This window comes from Streptomyces sp. TRM68367 (assembly GCF_014495685.1).
Classification (GTDB): domain Bacteria; phylum Actinomycetota; class Actinomycetes; order Streptomycetales; family Streptomycetaceae; genus Streptomyces.
The window spans coordinates 18,925-34,309 of the sequence record NZ_JACTVI010000088.1 but is presented as its reverse complement, the minus strand read 5'-3'; the positions used below and the strand labels follow the sequence as shown (position 1 = coordinate 34,309).

Here is a 15,385-nt window from a genome sequence, read left to right as displayed (position 1 = left end):
ACCCCGCCATCCACCAGGCCAACAGCAAGATCAACGCGCCCGCCGACACGCCCCAGGCGGCATAGAGGTTGACTCAGGAAACTCACGGGGTCGCCTCCTCGCCGTTGTTGACGCGGCTCTTGCGCTTGTTCTCCGTGACGCACGCGTTGCAGTAGGCGACCCCGTCGGGCTGGAAGCGCCCTTCTGTTTCCTGGTCGTGGCCGCGGCCACAGAAGGGTTCGCGGTCGGGCATGCCGAGGGTGCGGCGGAGCTGCTCGCGGACGCGGGTCCGCTCGGGCTCGTCCAGGACGTGAGCGGGGGCCACGCAGTGCTTGACGCCGCAGTCCGCGTACACCTGACCGGCCGGTTCGCGGCCGGTGCGCATGCTGAACGCGAGCGCGGCCGGGCTGTACGCGTCGTCGCGGTAGCGCAGGATCGGCGTGCCGGAGCTGGTGCCGCGCGGGCCGGTCCACTCCAGGTGGCCGCCCTCCAACTGCTTGACGTTGGCCGCCCACTTCTCCTCCAGGCTGAGGGGCTGTTGGGGCGGGGCCGGGATGTTGTGCTCCTCGCGGATGCGGCGCACCGCGGCACGGTCGGCCTTGAGACGGCGGGCGATCTCGCTGTTGCCGAGGCCCTCCCGGAGCAGGGCAAGTATCTGCGTTTCCTTGGGGTGCGGCCGGCGCTTGCGGGTGCGGACGACGGCCGGGCCGATGCCCAGTTCCTCACGACGGCGGGCGATGGTCTGCACGTCCGCGCCGGTGCGCTCCCGCACGGCCCGGTTGCTGTGGCCCTCGTCCAGGAGTTGCCGGATCTCCCGTTCCTTTGCGTGCGCCTTGCGCCAACTGGACCGAGGCGCGTTGGGCAGGCGGTGCGCCTTACGGATGCCGCGCACGACCCGCACATCCACGTTGACCAGGTCGGCGACCGCGGAGTTGTTCAGGCCCTCGCCGATGAGGTCCAGGATCTCCGGCTCCTTGTGGTGCAGGGGGCGCCGGTCGGCCGGGGCCGGCGTGGTGTTGGGGGTGGTCATGCGGTGTGTGCTCCTCGGTTGCGATGCGGGCGGGCGGGGGTGTTGAGGGCGCGGGCGGTGGCGGGTCCGCCGTAGCGGCGGGTGGCCGCGGCCTCGCCGTGCTGGGCGATGAACTCCCGTACCTCGTGCAGTGGGGCCGCCTCGGCGGGGCGCGGGTGGCGGGCGGCCGGGCGGATGCGGCACAGGAGGCATCCGCCTTCCGTGCCGGGCTCCACCGGGCCGTGCGGGTGGCGGCGGCATCGGGTGGTCGGGGCGTCGGCGTCCGCCTCGGCGAACAGGCGCCGCACCCGGGCCATGTCCTCGCCGATCTCGCGGAGTTGCTCGGGGGTGGCCTCGGTGGGGGTGAGGCGTTCCCCGTGCTCGCCGAGGGCTTGCAGGGCGGCGGCGAGGTCGCGGATCACGGTCCGGTTCATGCGATGCTCACTCCCCGGTGGCTGCGCGCGGCGGTGTGCTCGGCGTACAGGCAGTCCGGGCACCTACCGCCCGGCTTGCGGTCCCGGTACGTCCTGCCGCACCCACACAGCCGCTCGGGTGCCAGGGGGTCAGGCTTGGGCCACTGAAACGGGGCAGACTCCGCTGTGCCGGACTGGCCCGCGTCCGGGATGTCATCAGGCACAGACATCATCAGCGGCGCCTGTATCGCGCGGCTGCGGCCCTCGCGCCCCCGCCCACGGGTTCGCGGTCCCTCGCGGTGAACGGAGCAACGCTTAGCGCCAGGGCGCACGAGTTGTTGCCCGCATTCCTCGCACCGGCCGAACGGCTGCTCCCCCTCCTCCACCGGTGACTGATCGAATTCCTCGGCGCCCGCGCACGCGCCCACCTGTGGCTGAGGTGAGTCAGCAACCAAAGTGTGGTCAGGATCCGGGTAAAGGTACTGGTAGGCCCCGGCGGGAACGGTGTCCGGAACCCGTTCCAGAACGGTCTTCCCCCCCGTTCCAGAACGGTTTCCGAATTCCTCGGAACCCCCGGCGGGAACGGTGTCCGGAACCCCATCCTGGAACGGTTTCCGGACACCGTTCTGCACCGGGTTCCCAGACTCCTCGGCGTCCTGTGTGTTGTCGGCGAGCCCCTCGGCAATGGCCGCTTCCTTGAGCGCCTTCTTCCGCCGGGCCTGCCGGGTGTCGGTGTACAGGTGGAGGTGCTCCTCCCACGGCACCGGCTTACCCAACGGGACGATCAGCAGGTATACCGAGGACTTGTTGGGGCGCCGCTTGCGCTGGAGAAGGCCCACCGCGGTAAGGACCTTGACGCACCGTGTGACGGTCTCCTCGGTGCACCCGGCAATCTGGGCGAGGGTCCTGTTACTGGGGAAGGCGTTCGTGCCGTCGGCGTCCGCGTACGTGCCGATCAGGATCCCGACGTGCACGCACTTGGACACCTCGACCCGGCGCATACGCAGCGCCTCGTCACGGAGCCGGTTGATCCACGCGTTCCTGACGGACTGCGGGAGCGGGGTGGTGGCCACGAGTGCCTCTCTGGGGTAGTGCTGGGATTCGATTGGCGCGGGCGTCAGGTGGTCGGTTGGAACTGGAAAAGGGACGCGGCTTGCAGCGCGGACCCGCCACTCATCAGGCACGTCGAGAGATTCGGGTCTTCGTAGGCGCCAGCCATGACAGCGGCGGCGAACACGTCGTAGGGCGTGACGTTGTCCCGGTCCTCCGCCAGTCGATCGGGTGTCCCTTCTCCTCCGCGAGCGTCGCCGCGGAGTAGCACGGTGTGCACAGCAGCCGCACGAGGCTGTCCCGGGTGGACCGGTGCGGGCTCAGGTGCCGGTGGTGGCCGCACAGTTGGCAGTCCCCCAGCGGGGGCGGGGCTGCGTTCATGACCTCACCTCGATCCCGGACGGAGGCACGCCATCGGCGAGTTGCTTGTGGAGCTGCCGCAGCCGCGCGAGCGCGTACTGGTCCGGCTTGCGCAGCGCGCGGCGGGCTGCGGCCGGCAGTGCCCACCAGCAGCTGCCGCACAGGTACTTGCCGGGCTCCCGTCGGCCCGGGCAGCCCGGGCAGGCTGGTGCGCTCATCCGGGCCGCCTGTCTTGGCCGCGGCGTTCGTCGAGTCGGATGACCCCGAGGCAGCGGGTCATCAGGTCGTCGTCCTGCCGCCCCGTGCACGTGGCCACGTGGGGCTTGTGCAACTTCTCCCAGGGGGCGAGGGGCAGTTCCTGCGTCGGCCGGCGTGAGAGCCACGTGCCCCGCCCGTCCCGGGACACGGCCGTGTTGCCGTCCGGGTGCGGCTCAACGTCGACGGCGAGCCGCTTCCGGGCCTCGGTGATGGTCCACCGGATCGGGGCCCCGCAGGCCGTGCAGTGTGAAGGTCGGGGCATCAGTGCACCACCGCCTTGCGGCGCCTGCTGTGCCGGTCGCGCATGTCTGCCTGGACGAGCGTCAGCCCGCGGTGCACGGTGCCGTACGCGTAGCCGGTCCGGTCTGCGACGGACCGCACCGTGAGCCCGCCGTGGTACAGCTCGGCGAAGTGCTCAGCGCGGTCCAGGGTCTCCGGGCGGACGGCGGGCTCGCGGAACTCCACACCGGCCCGTATCAGCGCTTTCCGGGTGAGGGTGTAGGTGCTGCCTATGTGCTCGGCGACTTCGCGGATGCTCATGCCCTCCACCTCGTAGAGGGCTGCAAGGTCCACGGTCACGGACGTGCCTTTCAGGAGTGTGGGAGCGGCCCGGGCCCACCCCCGTTGGGGGAGGAGGGGGCGAGCCCGGGAACGGCCAGGGGGCGGGAGTTGAGGGGGTGCCTCGCCCGGCCGTTATTCAGGGGGTCAGGTGCGCGGGCTCAACCACCCGGCGAGGAGATCGGCCGCAGCCACGAACAGACCCACGATCAGGGCGACCAGCCACCACCAGGGCGCGAAGACCGGCATGAACGCGGCCAGGGCGCCGGCCACGCTCCCGCACGCGATCCCGAGCAGGACGGAGCGCACCGGGTTCACAGCACGATCCCGGCGGCACGGGCGGCGGTCAGCCATGAGCCGTACTCGTGGGTGAGACCGTCGTAGAGCGCCTCGTCGCTCACCATGAACGGGTCGTCCGCGTGGAAGAACGACGCGTTGTCCACCGCCCGGCCGCGCAGCTTGTCCAGCCGCTTGAGGAAGTTGACCCGTCGGCCGAATCCGACGAACGCGAAGAACAGCGGCGCCTTGGACGCCCTGCGCAGCGCGTCCTCTGCCGCGCGCTCGGAGTCCGGGTCACCGTCCGTCTGGAAGATCACCAGCCCCGGTATCGGCGTGCCCTCGTGCAGGTTGACCACGTAGTCGATGGCCTGCGCGTAGTCGGTACTGCCCCACGGCACGGATCGGTGGGTGCTGTGGATGACGCCCTGGAAGTTGTCCAGGGTCACGCTGCGGTCGTGGTCCACGCGGCTGCCGAAGAAGATCAGCGGCACCCGCCCGTCATCGTCCAGGTTCGTGGACAGGGCGAGCCCCTGGTCCGCGAGGTGCTGCATGCTGCCGTCGGCGTAGAAGGGGGTCATGCTGCCGGAATGGTCCATGACCAGGTACACCGCCGCGCGCTGCCCGGTGAGTCCCTTCTTCTCCAGGGAAACCGCGGCAACCTTGGCCAGGTTGACCAGCGACGCCGGCACCTTGTCCAGGCTGATCGCCGGACCCTGGCCGGTCGGCACGGGCGCCGAGGCCGCGGGGGCAGGGGTGGGGGTGGACCTACGGAAGAGACTCATGGTGATCTCCAGGTGAGGGGGTGGTCGTGAAAGGGGGCCCGGGCGCTCTACGCCCGGTGGTCAGTGGTGGGTATGCGGGCGCCTCGCCCGCGCAGCAGCGTCCCGGCGTCCAGCAGCAGCTCCCGCGTCTGCCAGTACGACAGGCCCGCCTCCTCGGCGAGCGCCCGGATCGTCGCGCCGTGCTCGTACTTCGGGCGCAGCTGTCGGCCCTTGGCCAGGCGTGCCTCGTCGTTCATGCGGGGCCGGTAACGGCGCCGCTCCCCGCTGGTGTTGCTCATCGCTTCCTCTCTTGCTTCCGGGCCGCGGCCCGCCGCCGACGGATCAGCGCGCCGCGTTCGTCCTCGTCCACCCCGCCCCACACCCCGTAGGGCTCCGCGCGAGCCATCGCGTCCGCCAGGCACTCCGCGAGGACCGGACAGCCGCGGCAGATGGCTTTCGCCTGCCTGGTGTCCGGGTCCGTCACGGGCGCGTAGAACAGCTCTGTGTCCCAGCCCTTGCAGGCGGCATCCGCGCTCCAGTCCGCGGCCCGCGCCAAGGCGTCCGGGGCGTAGCGGCTCGGACGAGGCATTCAGGCCTCCCTGTTCCTCCAGGACAGCTCCGGGCACGTCCGCCCGCACCAGTCCGGACATGTATCCGCGCAGGTGGGGGCCGGGACGGTCACGGTGTCGTGGTCCGCGTCCGCGCCCGTCCGGACGGCGGTCCGGACATCCGGATCCGCGTCCGGATCCGCCTCCGGACACGGCCGGAAGCGTCCGGAGGCATGCCATCCGAGGGCCACGCCGAGGGTGCCGGCGACCCCTGCCGCCGGGCCCCATGTGTGCGCCGTCCGCACGGCGTTGTCCACCAGCTCGGCGAGGTCGATGAGGGCCTCAAGCAGCCACACGCCCATCAGCCCCCTCCTCTCGGGCGCGCCGCTGCTCCCGCATTGGCCGGTCCTCCAGGTGCTCACCGTGCAGACAGTGTTCGTACTCGCACGTCTGGCTGACCTTGCCGACCGGCTCCCGCCCGTAGTGCTTGGCGAACACGGCCCGGGCCGCGGTGGTCTTGCGCTCCCGCCAGTGCAGGATCGGCGTACCGGATCCGGCCTGTCGGGCGCCCGTCCAGTCCACGTGACCGTCCGGCGTCGCGAGCAGCCGCTCGGCGAGGGCCTCATCCCAGGACGCGGCAGCCGCCCGGCGTCCCCGCTGGTACACCGGCAGGCCGCGCCGCTCACGGATGCCGCGCACCCTGGCGTAGCCGCACCCGAGTTCCCGCGCCACCGCGAGGACCGACACGTCCGCGCGGTCCAGGGCGCGGGAGATCTCCGCGTCCGTCACCTGCTCCCCGCGCCTCATGAGGCCGCCTCGTCCGCGAGGGACCACACGCGGATGACGCAGCCCGGGGAGTCCAGGACACCCGGCACGCTGCCGTGGTCGGTCTCGTACCACTTCCCCAGCCCGCGGTACTCCACGACCAGCGCGTCATCCCGGTACACCAGCGCGGTAGTAAGGGCGTCCTCCGTGGACCGCACCAGTTTGGACAGGTCCGGCTTCTTGTCCGGGCGAGGCGGCGCCGAGGGGCGCAGCACGCCCGCGTTACGGCCCATGCCGAAATGGCTCTTGGGCCGGGCGACGGTGAACACCATGGACAGCGCCACCGCGCCGGTGAGGGGCTGCCAGCCGCGCACCTTTGTGCGGGCCTCGATCGCCCGCCAAGCCACGGACTCCCGCCACGGCTTGACCTTGGCAGAGGACTCCACCATGCGCCCGCCGCCCTTGTGGCTCTTGCTGCCCTGCGGGCCCGGTATCCCGTGCACCACGATGATCAGCGTCGGCTCGGGCGCCGACGGCGCCGCCGCGGGAACGTCGAGCAGGGTCGGCTCACTCACCGCTGGTCACCGTCCCGTCCAGCCAGCCCTCCGGGAGCGGCGGCGCAACGCGGATCGCCGTCAGCACGATGTCGTCCGGGTCCTTGGCGCGGCAGTTGGCCGCGGCCTCCAGGTGCGCGCCCTCCAGCTCCTTGAGGTGGAGCCCGGTGTCGTTGGCGAGCTGGTCCGCCAGGACCGTGACGGGCTCCGTCATGTGCCACCCGACGACGACCACGCGGGCCGTACGGGTGGTGAGGTCTACGGCCTCCACCTCCACCGGGGTGACGAACCGGGGCTCGTCCCGGGCGGTCAGGTACGTGCGCCCGAGCTCGGTGATGGAGGTGACGCCCTCCTCCACCTGCACGTAGCCGCGGGCGCGCAGCGGGGTGACCATGCCGGCCGGGTCATGGAATCCGTCCTCCCCGGCGTGCAGTGCCCGCAGGACCGTTTCCGCGGCCTCGTCCAGGGGCCGCTCAACGGCGGTGCGGGTGGCGTTGATGCGGGCGATGCGCCACGCGTGCGTGCCGCGGGTTCTCGGGGAGGAGCACGGGCATCCGGCCACCGTCTCCATCAGCTCCGTCGTGGTGTGGCCGTGGCACTGGGAGAGACTGTTCCGTCCCTTCTCACACAAGCGGGCGGTGCAGCACTCGCAGTCCGGGCACGGCGGCTGAGCGGGGGCCAGGTACTCCGGGCCGAACGGTTCCGTAATCGTCATGAGCGGTTGCCTGTCGTCTCAGGGGTGCACGTCCAGCAGCGGGCGGACCCGTCGGCGTGCACGGCATGCGGGGTGATCCGGTCCTCGACCGGGCAGTAATCGGTGTCCAGCAGCTCGGCCTCGCCGGCCTCCACGGCCGCTTCAAGCAGGCGGGCGGCCTCGGGGTCATACGGCGTGATCAGGCCGGTGCCGGGCTGGGTTTGGCCCAGGTAGCGGCGGCGGGGGGCCCGGTGCCGGCCGGTCCCCCGCAGCGCCCACCACACGAGTGCGGCAAGCGCTGCGAGGGCCAGGGCCAGCACCGCGGCCCCGATGAGGGCGCGTGTCACCGCTTGCGCCCACCGCGCTGCTTCTTGGGCTTGGACCGGCCGCGCCGCACCTTGACGGCCACCGGCTTACCGGCGGGCTCCTGCGAGCCCTCCGCCGCCTCGGCGGCCTGCTCCGCCTCCGCGGTGAGCGCTTCCGTCTCCGGGTCCGGGGCGTGCAGGATCTGCGGCAGCCCTTGCTCCCCGGCCTCGTCCGCGGCGGCCAACTGCCGCAGCTCCGGGGAGGTCGGCACGTACTTGAACAGGCGGCGGATGCCGGTCTTGAGCCACATGTCCGGGAAGCGGGTGTGCCAGAAGCTGTCCCGCTTACCGGTCTGCTCCGCGCGCCGGTAGGCCTCGCTGTACTCGTCGCGGATCTGCTCCGCGTCCTCCCGGGACAGCACGATCACCTGCGACCGGCCGCCGCCTCGCATCCAGCAGAACGCGTACGCCAGGATCGGCTCCCCGCGCTGCTCCTTCGGCAGTTCCACCCGGGGCCGGTGCATGAAGTCGTCCGGCTGCGGGGCGCTCGGCTCGAACGTCCAGTCGTCCCCGGCGTGGATCATGCCGACGTGCACGGACTGCACCCGTCCGGACCGGTACATGAGGTCGATGTAGCCGTGGTAGGTCGGCACGAACACGGCCGTACGGCCGTCGGCCTTGATGACGGCCTGGTGGCCGTCCGGGATCAGACCGAACCGGGCGCACGTCAGCAGCGACTGGAGCTGACTGGCAGGGCTGCACCCGGCGATGTCCGGCAGCAGGTTGCGCACGGCGGCGAAGAACGCGCCGGTGTCCATGTGCTTGGGCAGGGCCTCGGTGAACTGGCCCTCGTACCGCAGCAGCCACTCCATGGCCGCGTCCGCGGCGGCCTCCTGCTCCGCGTGCTCCGCGGGGGTCTCCGGTATGTCCTGGCCGGGGTCGTGCTGCACGTCCTCCAGCGGCGGGCCCGCCGGGGCCGGGGCGCCGGACGTGGCCGCCTTGACGCGACTGAGCAGAGTGTTCGACATGAGTCACAGTCCCTTCGCGGGCACGAGGAGGCGACGGCCCCGGCACTTGCGGTAGATGTCCTTGTGCTCCGTCTTGAGCCGGTCGGTGTCGATGACCTCGACGCTCTTGACGTACTGGGCGGCCAACTCCGGGTACTGCTCCCGGAACGTCGTCGCGCTGAAGTTGCCGTTCTGCTTCCAGGTCCAGGCGACCGTGCCGTTGGACTTGACGATCTCGGCGTCCTTGGCCTCATCCCGCATCTGGTTCTCAACGGTGACGAGTTGCGCCTCCAGCGCTTTCACGCGCGCCTTGAGGTCCGCGCGCTGCGCCCGCAGCGACTTGGCGGTGTCCACCGGGATCTCGGCCACCGCCTCCGGCCGCACCTCCCACAGGGCGGCCAGCAGCTCCTTCGTGGACTCCAGCCCGTCGACCGGCGGCGGGAAGCCCTCCACGATGTGCCGCTGGTACCACTGCTCCGCGTGGGCGAACAGCTCCTTGATGAGCTCCTCGTTGCGCTCCTGCCGGAAGATCGTCAGCCGGTTACCGCCGAGGAGAGCGGCCACGTAGGAGTGCGACCAGCCGCCAACCGCCGTGTACCAGTGGGCTTGCAACGCGGGCCCGTCCGGGGCCTCCTCGGAGTCCTCCCACTCATCCGCGAGGTACTCCGACTTGCTCTTGCACTCCAGCGGCGCCACGACGTGGCCGTCCAGGACGTACCGGTCCACGTTGGCGAGCGCCCAGGAGTGCTCCAGGTGCACGAGCGTGCCCGGGGGCATGGCGGTGGTAAGGCCGGTCTCCTCCTCGAAGCCCTCCGCGATGAGGGGCTCCAGCTTGCGGCCCCACCGCATGTAGGAGTTCTCCGGCTCGCTGTAACCGTGCTTCTCCTCGTACACCCGGCGCGGGCCGCGCCGCTTGTCCAGCCCGAGGATGGCGGCCATGTCCGACCCGCCGATGCCGGTCCGGCGTACCTCCAGCCACTGCTCCTCCGACGCGTCACGCGGCAGCAGCAGGCGGGCGGTCGGGGCGTCGGGAAGTCCGCCGGTGGGGGCGGTCAGGGTGGCGGTCACTTGGCCGCCCCCTTGCGAGCGACACCGGCGACCTCACGCCACGCGTCGTAGTCCTCCAGCGGCATGCCGCCCTCATCCGTGGCGTTGTCGTTCAGCGCGGTCGCTGCGGCGTTGGCGAGGGTGGCGTGCACCTGGGCCTCGGCGAGGTCGGCCATGCGGTGGGCGAGGCGCTCACTGGTGGGCAGGTGGGCCTTCCAGCCGGTGTCCGCGTCCATCCAGGTGCCCGCCTGACGGGTGAGGCGCTCCGCCTCTCGGTAGTGGTCCGGGCCGGTCATCGAACGGTTTCCTTTCGCGAGGGCATGCGGTGGCGGCCAGCCGGGCGCACGGGGCGGCCAACGGCGAGGATCTGCACGTGGGGGAAGTCGTCGCGGCTGTACGCGGCCGGGGGCGGAGTGGACCCGCCCGCGTCCGGCTTGTGGCCGGTGCGGGTGTCCTTCTCCGGGTCGCGGTTCATGAGCAGGCAGAACGGCACGAACAAGGCGGCGTACAGGGCGGTGGACAGGGCGACGCACATGAGCACCTCGCCCGTGGTGGTTGTGGAGCTCACTCGTCTGCTCTCGCGTGGGGGTGGGTGGATAGGGTTCGGCAAGGGGTTGCCTCTCTTGGCTCGTTGGGAGGTGACCCGGTGGTCGGGGCGGCGGATCGGGCCAACGGTCCGCATGGGCCCCGACCACCACTGATCAGCCCGTGCTCGCCGTGGCCTTCTTGCGCCCCTGCGAGGGACGGATGGCGGCCAGCGCGGTGACAGCGGCGGGGGGCTGCGCCTTCACAGAGGGCGGCGCGAACTCGGGGAACTGGGCCAGGAACTCATCCGGCAGCACGGTGAACAGGGACTGCGCGATGGACAGTTCGCACTCGCAGAACACGACCGCCTCACCGATCTTCTGGTGGGGGATGCGGTGCCTGTTCTCCTGGAGAAACCGCGGCTTGCAGCCCAGTTTTTCCGCGGCCTCCTCGTACCGGTAGTTGCGTACGGCCGTGCACCGGCAGTGGGGGCGGCGGCTCATGCCGTCTGCCGTTCCCGCGGCTCGGCCACCGGCGCCGGATACGGGGTCTGGACGCGTTTGGCCTCCAGCACGACCCGCGGGCAGTTCAGCGCCTCGGCCATCTTGTTGAGGTTCTTCGGGGTGGCGTTGCGCTGCCCGCGCTCGATCGCGCTCATCAGCGGCTCGCTGACGCCGACACGTTCGGCCAGCTCCTTCAGGGTCAGCCCGGCAGCCTCGCGGGCGTACTTCACCGCTTCCGGGGCGTGGTTCATAGGACGCCTACGGCGCCCCTGGGGAGGGTGGGTCATGTGGTGAAAACTAGCCTCCACTAGCCAATGTCGCAACTAGTGGCGTGTAGTGGCGTGTAGTGGCCATGTAGCGAGGTGTAGCCCGCCACATGCGTCACAAAGCCCTGGCCATACGGGGTATCACTAGCCACCACTTGACAGACGGCACTACAAAAATGGCTTGCAACGAATGGCGAACTAGCCACCAGTCATGGGAAGCTGCCCCACATGATGAAGACCCCGAGCCCGCCGCCGGAGGCGGTGCTCATCCGAAACGCACAGAAGAGGAGCGGCCTCACCGTCGGCCAAGCTGCGGAGCAGGCCGGCATCGGCCGTTCGCGGTGGAACCAGATCGTCGCCGGGTACCAGCGGGTCGGCGGCACCGCCGTGGAGGTGAAGGCGCCACCCGAGACCCTTGCCCGTATGGCCTTGGTCGTGGGCGTCACGCCCGCCCAGCTCCGCGACGCGGGCCGGGAAAAGGCCGCAGTGGCCCTTGAGGAGTTCTCACAGACCATGGCCGCCCCGGCTCCACGCGTGGCCGGCGCCACCCTGGACGCCATCACCGCACTGATGGCCACCCTCACGCCGGAGGAGCGGGACGAGGTGAACCGCCGCCTCGACCGCATGACCCCCAAGCCAGACGACCAACAGCCCTCCGCACAGCAGCACCGAGAGGCCGGATAGCTGAGGGTCACAGAACGATCACAGGTTCAATCAAGGTAGAACCCGGTTCCACTGATCGTTACCGTTGCTCACTCAGGGGTAACAAGCCTGATTCGAGGGGGCAATGGTGGCTGATGTCTTGATAGCCGGAGCGCTCGGTGCCGCGCTCCTCGCGCTCGCAGTCATGTACAGAATGGTCCGCAGAAACACCGGCGTGATCGCCCAACTCCGAGCAGAGGTCAACGCGCTCAAGATCGCGGCACTCACCGCCCACACGTTCCCCGCGGACCCACCCGAGGAGCAGCCCGAGCCCGCACGGCGCAAGCGGCACCTTGCCCTCTACATCGGCGGCGGCGTCGCAGCCATCTTCACCACCCTCGGCACCCGCTTGCGCACCATCGCACGCAGACGCCGCGCGGCCACGGTCACCGCCGCCGCAGGCTCCGTCCTGGTCGCCAGCACGGCCGCCGCGCTCTATGTGACCGGCAGCGAAGGAGCGCCGGCCCACGCCGCGACCCAGACCCACGCGCCGGTCACCGTGCCCGACAGCTCCCACACGGGCAGGCAGGGCACAGGCGACGAGGACACCGAGGGCCGCACGGGGAGCGGTGGCAACGGCCCCCCGGACGCGGCCCCCTCCATCGCGGGCCTCGTGGTCGCCTACGTTGGCAGTCCCGCCGCCCCGGTGGACGCCGAGGAATCCGAACGGGCTGACGGGGCCACCAGCTCGAAGACGCGCGGCGAGCAGAGGCAGTCCGAGCGCACGCGCCCGCAGGACGCCACGTCGATACCGGGCTCCACCGCCCCAGCCGACGACAATCCGCCGGCGCAGGACCCGACTCCGACGGCGACCCCGACGGCCGAGCCGCCCACTACGGACCCGGAGCCTGAGCCGGAGGAGCCGCCCACGTCAGGGCCGCAGCCGGAGGAGCCGCCGAGCGACGGCACGCCCGGCGACACAGAGGACGGCCGCTGTCTCACCGCCTCGCCACTGCTCGACCTGTGCCTGACCGGCGGACGCTAGGCGCGGTTGCACGCTGCTCTTTTTTAGCCCTCGAACTAACCCGTGTTAGCAACGGGAGCAAATGGCCCTGACGGCCGTCGACAGCACACGAAAAAGGGGGCCCCGACCCCGGGGCCCCTTCGGCGTATTCGGCTGTCACGTCAGCGTCTGCTGCCCGTCCTCCACGCTGCGGGCTGCCGGGTTGAGCGAGCAGATCCGCAGCGCGTTCGCGCGAGCCGTGGCATACGCCGCCCGCACCGCCTCCGGATCCGGCCCCCACGCGCGGGCCTCCGTCTCAGTCGCCGGCCCCGGCCGCCACTGCGCAGACGCGTGCGCGGGCTCCTCCGTGTAGGCGTCCTCGAAGTCCCACACCCACCGGCCCCGCGGCTCATGCGCGCCCGCATCCGCCACGACCTCCGAGCCGTCCGCGGCATACACCGCCGGCCCCACCTCCCAGATGTAGGCCCGGTGCGGCACCTCGCTCCGTACGCCCTTCAGGCCGTTGTTGCTGCCGACCTCGCCGCCGACGGTGCGAATCCACCACTCACACGTCATGCGCTCCACCCGCACGGCGCCACCGCGCTCGGCCGCCCACCGCTCCGCGGTCGTCTCGGCATGCTCCACGTCCCAGAAACCGAGCAGCCGCGCGCCGAGGTGCGCCACGTACAGCGACTGCCCCGGGTTCTTCACGGGGATGTTCTCCGGGATGTCCTCCTCCTGGTTCCCGCCCTGGATGCCGAGCACGGCGTCGATCGTGGCGAGCGCTGCCTTGTGCGCGGTCTTGAGCAGGTGCCCGTACGTGTCCGACGTGGTCTTGATGGACTCATGGCCGAGGCGCCGCTGTACGTACGTCAGGCTGTGCCCGGCCGAGATCAGCGCCGCCGCGTGGGAGTGGCGCAGGTCGTGGAACGTGGGGAACTTCCAGTCCGGCAGCAGGCCGCGTTCCTTGGCCTTCGCGACGGCCGCCATCCACCGCTCGTAGAACGTGCTGTAGACGATCCGCTCACCCTGGCCGTTGTGGAAGATCAGCGCCTTCCGCTGCATGCCGGCGAGGCCGAGGTCGAGCAGTTCCTGCCACAGGCCCTCGGTGATGTCGACGGTCCGGCGGCCGGCCTTGCTCTTGGGTGCGCCGAGGTAGAAGCCGGTGCCGCGCTTGCCGCGCTTCCAGGCCCGGGCGACGCGCAGCTCGAACACGCCAGGCTTCGGGTTGCGTGCGTGGCTCCGCGCGAGGGCCGTGATCTCGCCCCACCGCATACCGGTGCCGTACGTCATGCGCACGAAGATCCGGTCTTCCGGCCGGTTGAAGCAGGAGACGATCCCGGCGACCTCTTCCGGTTCGAGGAACTCGATGTCCTCGCCCTCATCGTCCTCGATCCCGTCGTCATCCGTACGCGGCAGCCGTGTGAGGTCGCAGGGGTTGCGGTCGCGCAGCGGCGGCTCGTGGATCACGGCCTCTTTGAGGATGCCGCTCAGCAGGCCGTGGAGGTTCTTCAACGTCTTCGGGCTCATCAGCTTCCGCTTCGAGCCGCGCCAGACGTACGTCTTCGTCATCGCGTTGACCCACGAGCTCACCGTCGCCTTGCTGAAGTGCTCGGCGGACCGCACGTCGCAATTCCCGAATGTGGGGAAGAGGTACGTCTCCAGTTCGCGTATGCAGTCCTCGCGGTACTTCTCGCTGACGCCCGTGCGGTTCCCTATGCACTCCCGGGCCCAGTTGTCGAACCGGTAGCGCAACTCGTCCACGTCACCGGCGGCCTGGTCGATGTAGCCCTTGCCCTTGACCCACCCGGGCGGCCACAGCTGACCCGCCTCGTCCACGGCCTCCTTGAAGACCGTCGCGGAGTCCTCGTCATCGAACCGCTCCGTCTGCCAGTCCGCCGAGGCCGAGCCGCCGAGACGCCACTTGACCTGATAGCTGGTTATCTCACCAGCCTTGTTCTTACGCGCAACTACGCTCGCCATGCCCCCGGAGACTACGCGAATGTTCCCGCGATGTTCCCAAGGGGGCATGCCGAGCGATCGGTTTTCAGTTGTTTTCGCAGGTCAACTATGGCGCTTGGGGCGGTGCCCGGAACCGGACTTGAACCGGTACGCCCGCAAGGGGCAGCGAGGTTTAAGCTCGCCGTGTCTGCATTCCACCATCCGGGCAGGCCGCGGGCTCCGCGTCGAGGTTCCGAGCCTATCGGGACACATCCCCCGAACAGCGGAAGGGCGGACCGATGTTGTCTTATTTTATTGACGTCTGAGGGTGCATCAGCCATCAGAAGTCACCATCCTCACTTGCCAATAGCCTTGCGTGCGACGGTCGGCCGCGCATGCGGAATGACGGAATTTCACCGCCCGAACGAGGGAGCTCTACCGGTTCTCGACGATCACGCTCCCCCCGGTGCCGTACCGGACTTCCTCAGGATCGGCCGTCATCCGCAGGTATGACCCGGCCCTCTCTTGGTCCGACCCGAGTCGGCCTTCGGAACCGGAACAGCGGCTGACTACAAGTGGGGCGCTCTGCCCTGACGATGGTTCACGTTCCCGAACACACACCGTCATCCGACAGGAGCGCCATCCCGTGACCACCGCCCCCCTCAGCTTCCTGCGCAACTCCGTACGGGTGTTGGGGCAGACCGTGGTGATGGTCACCCACGACCCGGTGGCGGCGGCCTACGCGGACCGCGTCGTCTTCCTGGCCGACGGCCGGATCGTCGACGAGCTGTACGCGCCGTCGGCGGACTCGGTCCTGGACCGCATGCTGCGTTTTTCTGGGGGAGACCCCCAGACCCCCGAGTTCGATGCGATGGGCCGCACCAGCTGAACGACGCCCGAGTCCCCACCAGCTGACGT

At 70.4% G+C, this 15,385-nt stretch carries 24 protein-coding genes, 1 tRNA gene and 1 pseudogene; 3 read left to right on the top strand and 23 right to left on the bottom strand.

Annotated features, from left to right (window positions below; all coding sequences use genetic code 11):
• Nucleotides 1-82: 82 nt before the first annotated feature.
• The 21 genes from H8R17_RS47745 to H8R17_RS35675 all read right to left on the bottom strand — a co-directional run bounded on the left by H8R17_RS47745 (nt 83) and on the right by H8R17_RS35675 (nt 10,902).
• Nucleotides 83-1,009, bottom strand: coding sequence for a hypothetical protein (locus H8R17_RS47745; RefSeq protein WP_262505754.1), 927 nt, complete (start codon nt 1,007-1,009; stop codon nt 83-85).
• Nucleotides 1,006-1,422 (bottom strand): hypothetical protein, encoded by a 417-nt coding sequence (locus H8R17_RS35770; RefSeq protein WP_187827371.1) that lies wholly within the window; start codon nt 1,420-1,422, stop codon nt 1,006-1,008. Before H8R17_RS35770 ends, H8R17_RS47745 begins: the two co-directional genes overlap by 4 nt.
• Nucleotides 1,419-2,474 (bottom strand): helix-turn-helix domain-containing protein, encoded by a 1,056-nt coding sequence (locus tag H8R17_RS35765; protein WP_187827370.1) that lies wholly within the window; start codon nt 2,472-2,474, stop codon nt 1,419-1,421. The genes H8R17_RS35770 and H8R17_RS35765 overlap by 4 nt, the downstream gene beginning before the upstream one ends.
• A gap of 354 nt (nt 2,475-2,828) precedes the next feature.
• Entirely contained in the window at nt 2,829-3,029 is a 201-nt protein-coding gene (locus tag H8R17_RS35760) for a hypothetical protein (protein WP_187827369.1), read from the bottom strand.
• Complete coding sequence (locus H8R17_RS35755; RefSeq protein ID WP_187827368.1) at nt 3,026-3,331, bottom strand: hypothetical protein; 306 nt, start codon at nt 3,329-3,331, stop codon at nt 3,026-3,028. Before H8R17_RS35755 ends, H8R17_RS35760 begins: the two co-directional genes overlap by 4 nt.
• Complete coding sequence (locus H8R17_RS35750) at nt 3,331-3,648, bottom strand: helix-turn-helix domain-containing protein (protein ID WP_187827367.1); 318 nt, start codon at nt 3,646-3,648, stop codon at nt 3,331-3,333. Before H8R17_RS35750 ends, H8R17_RS35755 begins: the two co-directional genes overlap by 1 nt.
• A gap of 126 nt (nt 3,649-3,774) precedes the next feature.
• On the bottom strand, nt 3,775-3,945 hold the full coding sequence (locus H8R17_RS35745) for a hypothetical protein (RefSeq protein WP_187827366.1): 171 nt from the start codon (nt 3,943-3,945) through the stop codon (nt 3,775-3,777).
• The gene (locus H8R17_RS35740; RefSeq protein ID WP_187827365.1) at nt 3,942-4,688 is read right to left on the bottom strand and encodes a VWA domain-containing protein; all 747 of its coding nucleotides are present in this window, start codon (nt 4,686-4,688) and stop codon (nt 3,942-3,944) included. The genes H8R17_RS35745 and H8R17_RS35740 overlap by 4 nt, the downstream gene beginning before the upstream one ends.
• 47 nt (nt 4,689-4,735) lie before the next feature.
• Nucleotides 4,736-4,966, bottom strand: coding sequence for a helix-turn-helix domain-containing protein (locus tag H8R17_RS35735; protein ID WP_262505752.1), 231 nt, complete (start codon nt 4,964-4,966; stop codon nt 4,736-4,738).
• Nucleotides 4,963-5,256 (bottom strand): WhiB family transcriptional regulator, encoded by a 294-nt coding sequence (locus tag H8R17_RS35730; RefSeq protein WP_187827364.1) that lies wholly within the window; start codon nt 5,254-5,256, stop codon nt 4,963-4,965. The genes H8R17_RS35735 and H8R17_RS35730 overlap by 4 nt, the downstream gene beginning before the upstream one ends.
• A complete protein-coding gene (locus H8R17_RS35725) occupies nt 5,257-5,577 on the bottom strand; it encodes a hypothetical protein (RefSeq protein WP_187827363.1) in 321 nt (106 codons plus the stop codon).
• Nucleotides 5,558-6,022 carry a hypothetical protein gene (locus H8R17_RS35720; protein WP_187827362.1) on the bottom strand — a complete coding sequence of 155 codons (465 nt, stop codon included), beginning with the start codon at nt 6,020-6,022 and terminating at the stop codon, nt 5,558-5,560. The genes H8R17_RS35725 and H8R17_RS35720 overlap by 20 nt, the downstream gene beginning before the upstream one ends.
• A complete protein-coding gene (locus H8R17_RS35715; RefSeq protein ID WP_316959627.1) occupies nt 6,019-6,555 on the bottom strand; it encodes a RusA family crossover junction endodeoxyribonuclease in 537 nt (178 codons plus the stop codon). Before H8R17_RS35715 ends, H8R17_RS35720 begins: the two co-directional genes overlap by 4 nt.
• A complete protein-coding gene (locus tag H8R17_RS35710) occupies nt 6,548-7,249 on the bottom strand; it encodes a hypothetical protein (RefSeq protein WP_187827361.1) in 702 nt (233 codons plus the stop codon). Before H8R17_RS35710 ends, H8R17_RS35715 begins: the two co-directional genes overlap by 8 nt.
• Nucleotides 7,246-7,575: a hypothetical protein gene (locus H8R17_RS35705; RefSeq protein WP_187827360.1), complete on the bottom strand. Its 330-nt coding sequence runs from the start codon at nt 7,573-7,575 to the stop codon at nt 7,246-7,248. Before H8R17_RS35705 ends, H8R17_RS35710 begins: the two co-directional genes overlap by 4 nt.
• Nucleotides 7,572-8,561, bottom strand: a complete 990-nt coding sequence (locus tag H8R17_RS35700; RefSeq protein WP_187827359.1) for a recombinase RecT — start codon at nt 8,559-8,561, stop codon at nt 7,572-7,574. The genes H8R17_RS35705 and H8R17_RS35700 overlap by 4 nt, the downstream gene beginning before the upstream one ends.
• Before the next feature lie 3 nt (nt 8,562-8,564).
• The gene (locus tag H8R17_RS35695) at nt 8,565-9,608 is read right to left on the bottom strand and encodes a lambda-exonuclease family protein (RefSeq protein WP_316959626.1); all 1,044 of its coding nucleotides are present in this window, start codon (nt 9,606-9,608) and stop codon (nt 8,565-8,567) included.
• Nucleotides 9,605-9,883 (bottom strand): hypothetical protein, encoded by a 279-nt coding sequence (locus H8R17_RS35690; protein WP_187827358.1) that lies wholly within the window; start codon nt 9,881-9,883, stop codon nt 9,605-9,607. The genes H8R17_RS35695 and H8R17_RS35690 overlap by 4 nt, the downstream gene beginning before the upstream one ends.
• Nucleotides 9,880-10,155, bottom strand: coding sequence for a hypothetical protein (locus tag H8R17_RS35685; protein WP_187827357.1), 276 nt, complete (start codon nt 10,153-10,155; stop codon nt 9,880-9,882). Before H8R17_RS35685 ends, H8R17_RS35690 begins: the two co-directional genes overlap by 4 nt.
• Nucleotides 10,156-10,288: 133 nt before the next feature.
• Complete coding sequence (locus H8R17_RS35680) at nt 10,289-10,615, bottom strand: helix-turn-helix domain-containing protein (protein WP_187827356.1); 327 nt, start codon at nt 10,613-10,615, stop codon at nt 10,289-10,291.
• Entirely contained in the window at nt 10,612-10,902 is a 291-nt protein-coding gene (locus H8R17_RS35675; protein ID WP_262505751.1) for a helix-turn-helix transcriptional regulator, read from the bottom strand. Before H8R17_RS35675 ends, H8R17_RS35680 begins: the two co-directional genes overlap by 4 nt.
• A 207-nt stretch (nt 10,903-11,109) precedes the next feature.
• Between H8R17_RS35675 and H8R17_RS35670 the strand changes: the two genes are divergently transcribed.
• Together H8R17_RS35670 and H8R17_RS35665 are read left to right on the top strand one after the other, a co-directional pair.
• On the top strand, nt 11,110-11,565 hold the full coding sequence (locus H8R17_RS35670; RefSeq protein WP_187827355.1) for a helix-turn-helix transcriptional regulator: 456 nt from the start codon (nt 11,110-11,112) through the stop codon (nt 11,563-11,565).
• A 106-nt stretch (nt 11,566-11,671) separates the two neighbouring features.
• Nucleotides 11,672-12,568 (top strand): hypothetical protein, encoded by an 897-nt coding sequence (locus tag H8R17_RS35665; protein WP_187827354.1) that lies wholly within the window; start codon nt 11,672-11,674, stop codon nt 12,566-12,568.
• Between the two features lie 135 nt (nt 12,569-12,703).
• Here the strand turns inward: H8R17_RS35665 and H8R17_RS35660 are convergent, their stop codons facing one another.
• Together H8R17_RS35660 and H8R17_RS35655 are read right to left on the bottom strand one after the other, a co-directional pair.
• Nucleotides 12,704-14,509 (bottom strand): site-specific integrase, encoded by a 1,806-nt coding sequence (locus H8R17_RS35660; protein WP_187827353.1) that lies wholly within the window; start codon nt 14,507-14,509, stop codon nt 12,704-12,706.
• A 103-nt stretch (nt 14,510-14,612) separates the two neighbouring features.
• Nucleotides 14,613-14,695, bottom strand: a tRNA-Leu gene (locus H8R17_RS35655).
• Between the two features lie 433 nt (nt 14,696-15,128).
• Here H8R17_RS35655 and H8R17_RS35650 point away from each other — a divergent pair.
• Nucleotides 15,129-15,356, top strand: a pseudogene (locus H8R17_RS35650) (ABC transporter ATP-binding protein); the annotation flags it as partial.
• Nucleotides 15,357-15,385: the final 29 nt, after the last annotated feature.

Bases quoted from the DNA above. Each gene is read 5' to 3' on its own strand.
- H8R17_RS35755 (WP_187827368.1), bottom strand. From the start codon at position 3,331: ATGCCCCGACCTTCACACTGCACGGCCTGCGGGGCCCCGATCCGGTGG.
- H8R17_RS47745 (WP_262505754.1), bottom strand. From the start codon at position 1,009: ATGACCACCCCCAACACCACGCCGGCCCCGGCCGACCGGCGCCCCCTG.
- H8R17_RS35760 (WP_187827369.1), bottom strand. From the start codon at position 3,029: ATGAGCGCACCAGCCTGCCCGGGCTGCCCGGGCCGACGGGAGCCCGGC.
- H8R17_RS35725 (WP_187827363.1), bottom strand. From the start codon at position 5,577: ATGGGCGTGTGGCTGCTTGAGGCCCTCATCGACCTCGCCGAGCTGGTG.
- H8R17_RS35735 (WP_262505752.1), bottom strand. From the start codon at position 4,966: ATGAGCAACACCAGCGGGGAGCGGCGCCGTTACCGGCCCCGCATGAAC.
- H8R17_RS35740 (WP_187827365.1), bottom strand. From the start codon at position 4,688: ATGAGTCTCTTCCGTAGGTCCACCCCCACCCCTGCCCCCGCGGCCTCG.
- H8R17_RS35730 (WP_187827364.1), bottom strand. From the start codon at position 5,256: ATGCCTCGTCCGAGCCGCTACGCCCCGGACGCCTTGGCGCGGGCCGCG.
- H8R17_RS35680 (WP_187827356.1), bottom strand. From the start codon at position 10,615: ATGAGCCGCCGCCCCCACTGCCGGTGCACGGCCGTACGCAACTACCGG.
- H8R17_RS35710 (WP_187827361.1), bottom strand. From the start codon at position 7,249: ATGACGATTACGGAACCGTTCGGCCCGGAGTACCTGGCCCCCGCTCAG.
- H8R17_RS35720 (WP_187827362.1), bottom strand. From the start codon at position 6,022: ATGAGGCGCGGGGAGCAGGTGACGGACGCGGAGATCTCCCGCGCCCTG.
- H8R17_RS35770 (WP_187827371.1), bottom strand. From the start codon at position 1,422: ATGAACCGGACCGTGATCCGCGACCTCGCCGCCGCCCTGCAAGCCCTC.
- H8R17_RS35690 (WP_187827358.1), bottom strand. From the start codon at position 9,883: ATGACCGGCCCGGACCACTACCGAGAGGCGGAGCGCCTCACCCGTCAG.
- H8R17_RS35675 (WP_262505751.1), bottom strand. From the start codon at position 10,902: ATGACCCACCCTCCCCAGGGGCGCCGTAGGCGTCCTATGAACCACGCC.
- H8R17_RS35700 (WP_187827359.1), bottom strand. From the start codon at position 8,561: ATGTCGAACACTCTGCTCAGTCGCGTCAAGGCGGCCACGTCCGGCGCC.
- H8R17_RS35670 (WP_187827355.1), top strand. From the start codon at position 11,110: ATGATGAAGACCCCGAGCCCGCCGCCGGAGGCGGTGCTCATCCGAAAC.
- H8R17_RS35660 (WP_187827353.1), bottom strand. From the start codon at position 14,509: ATGGCGAGCGTAGTTGCGCGTAAGAACAAGGCTGGTGAGATAACCAGC.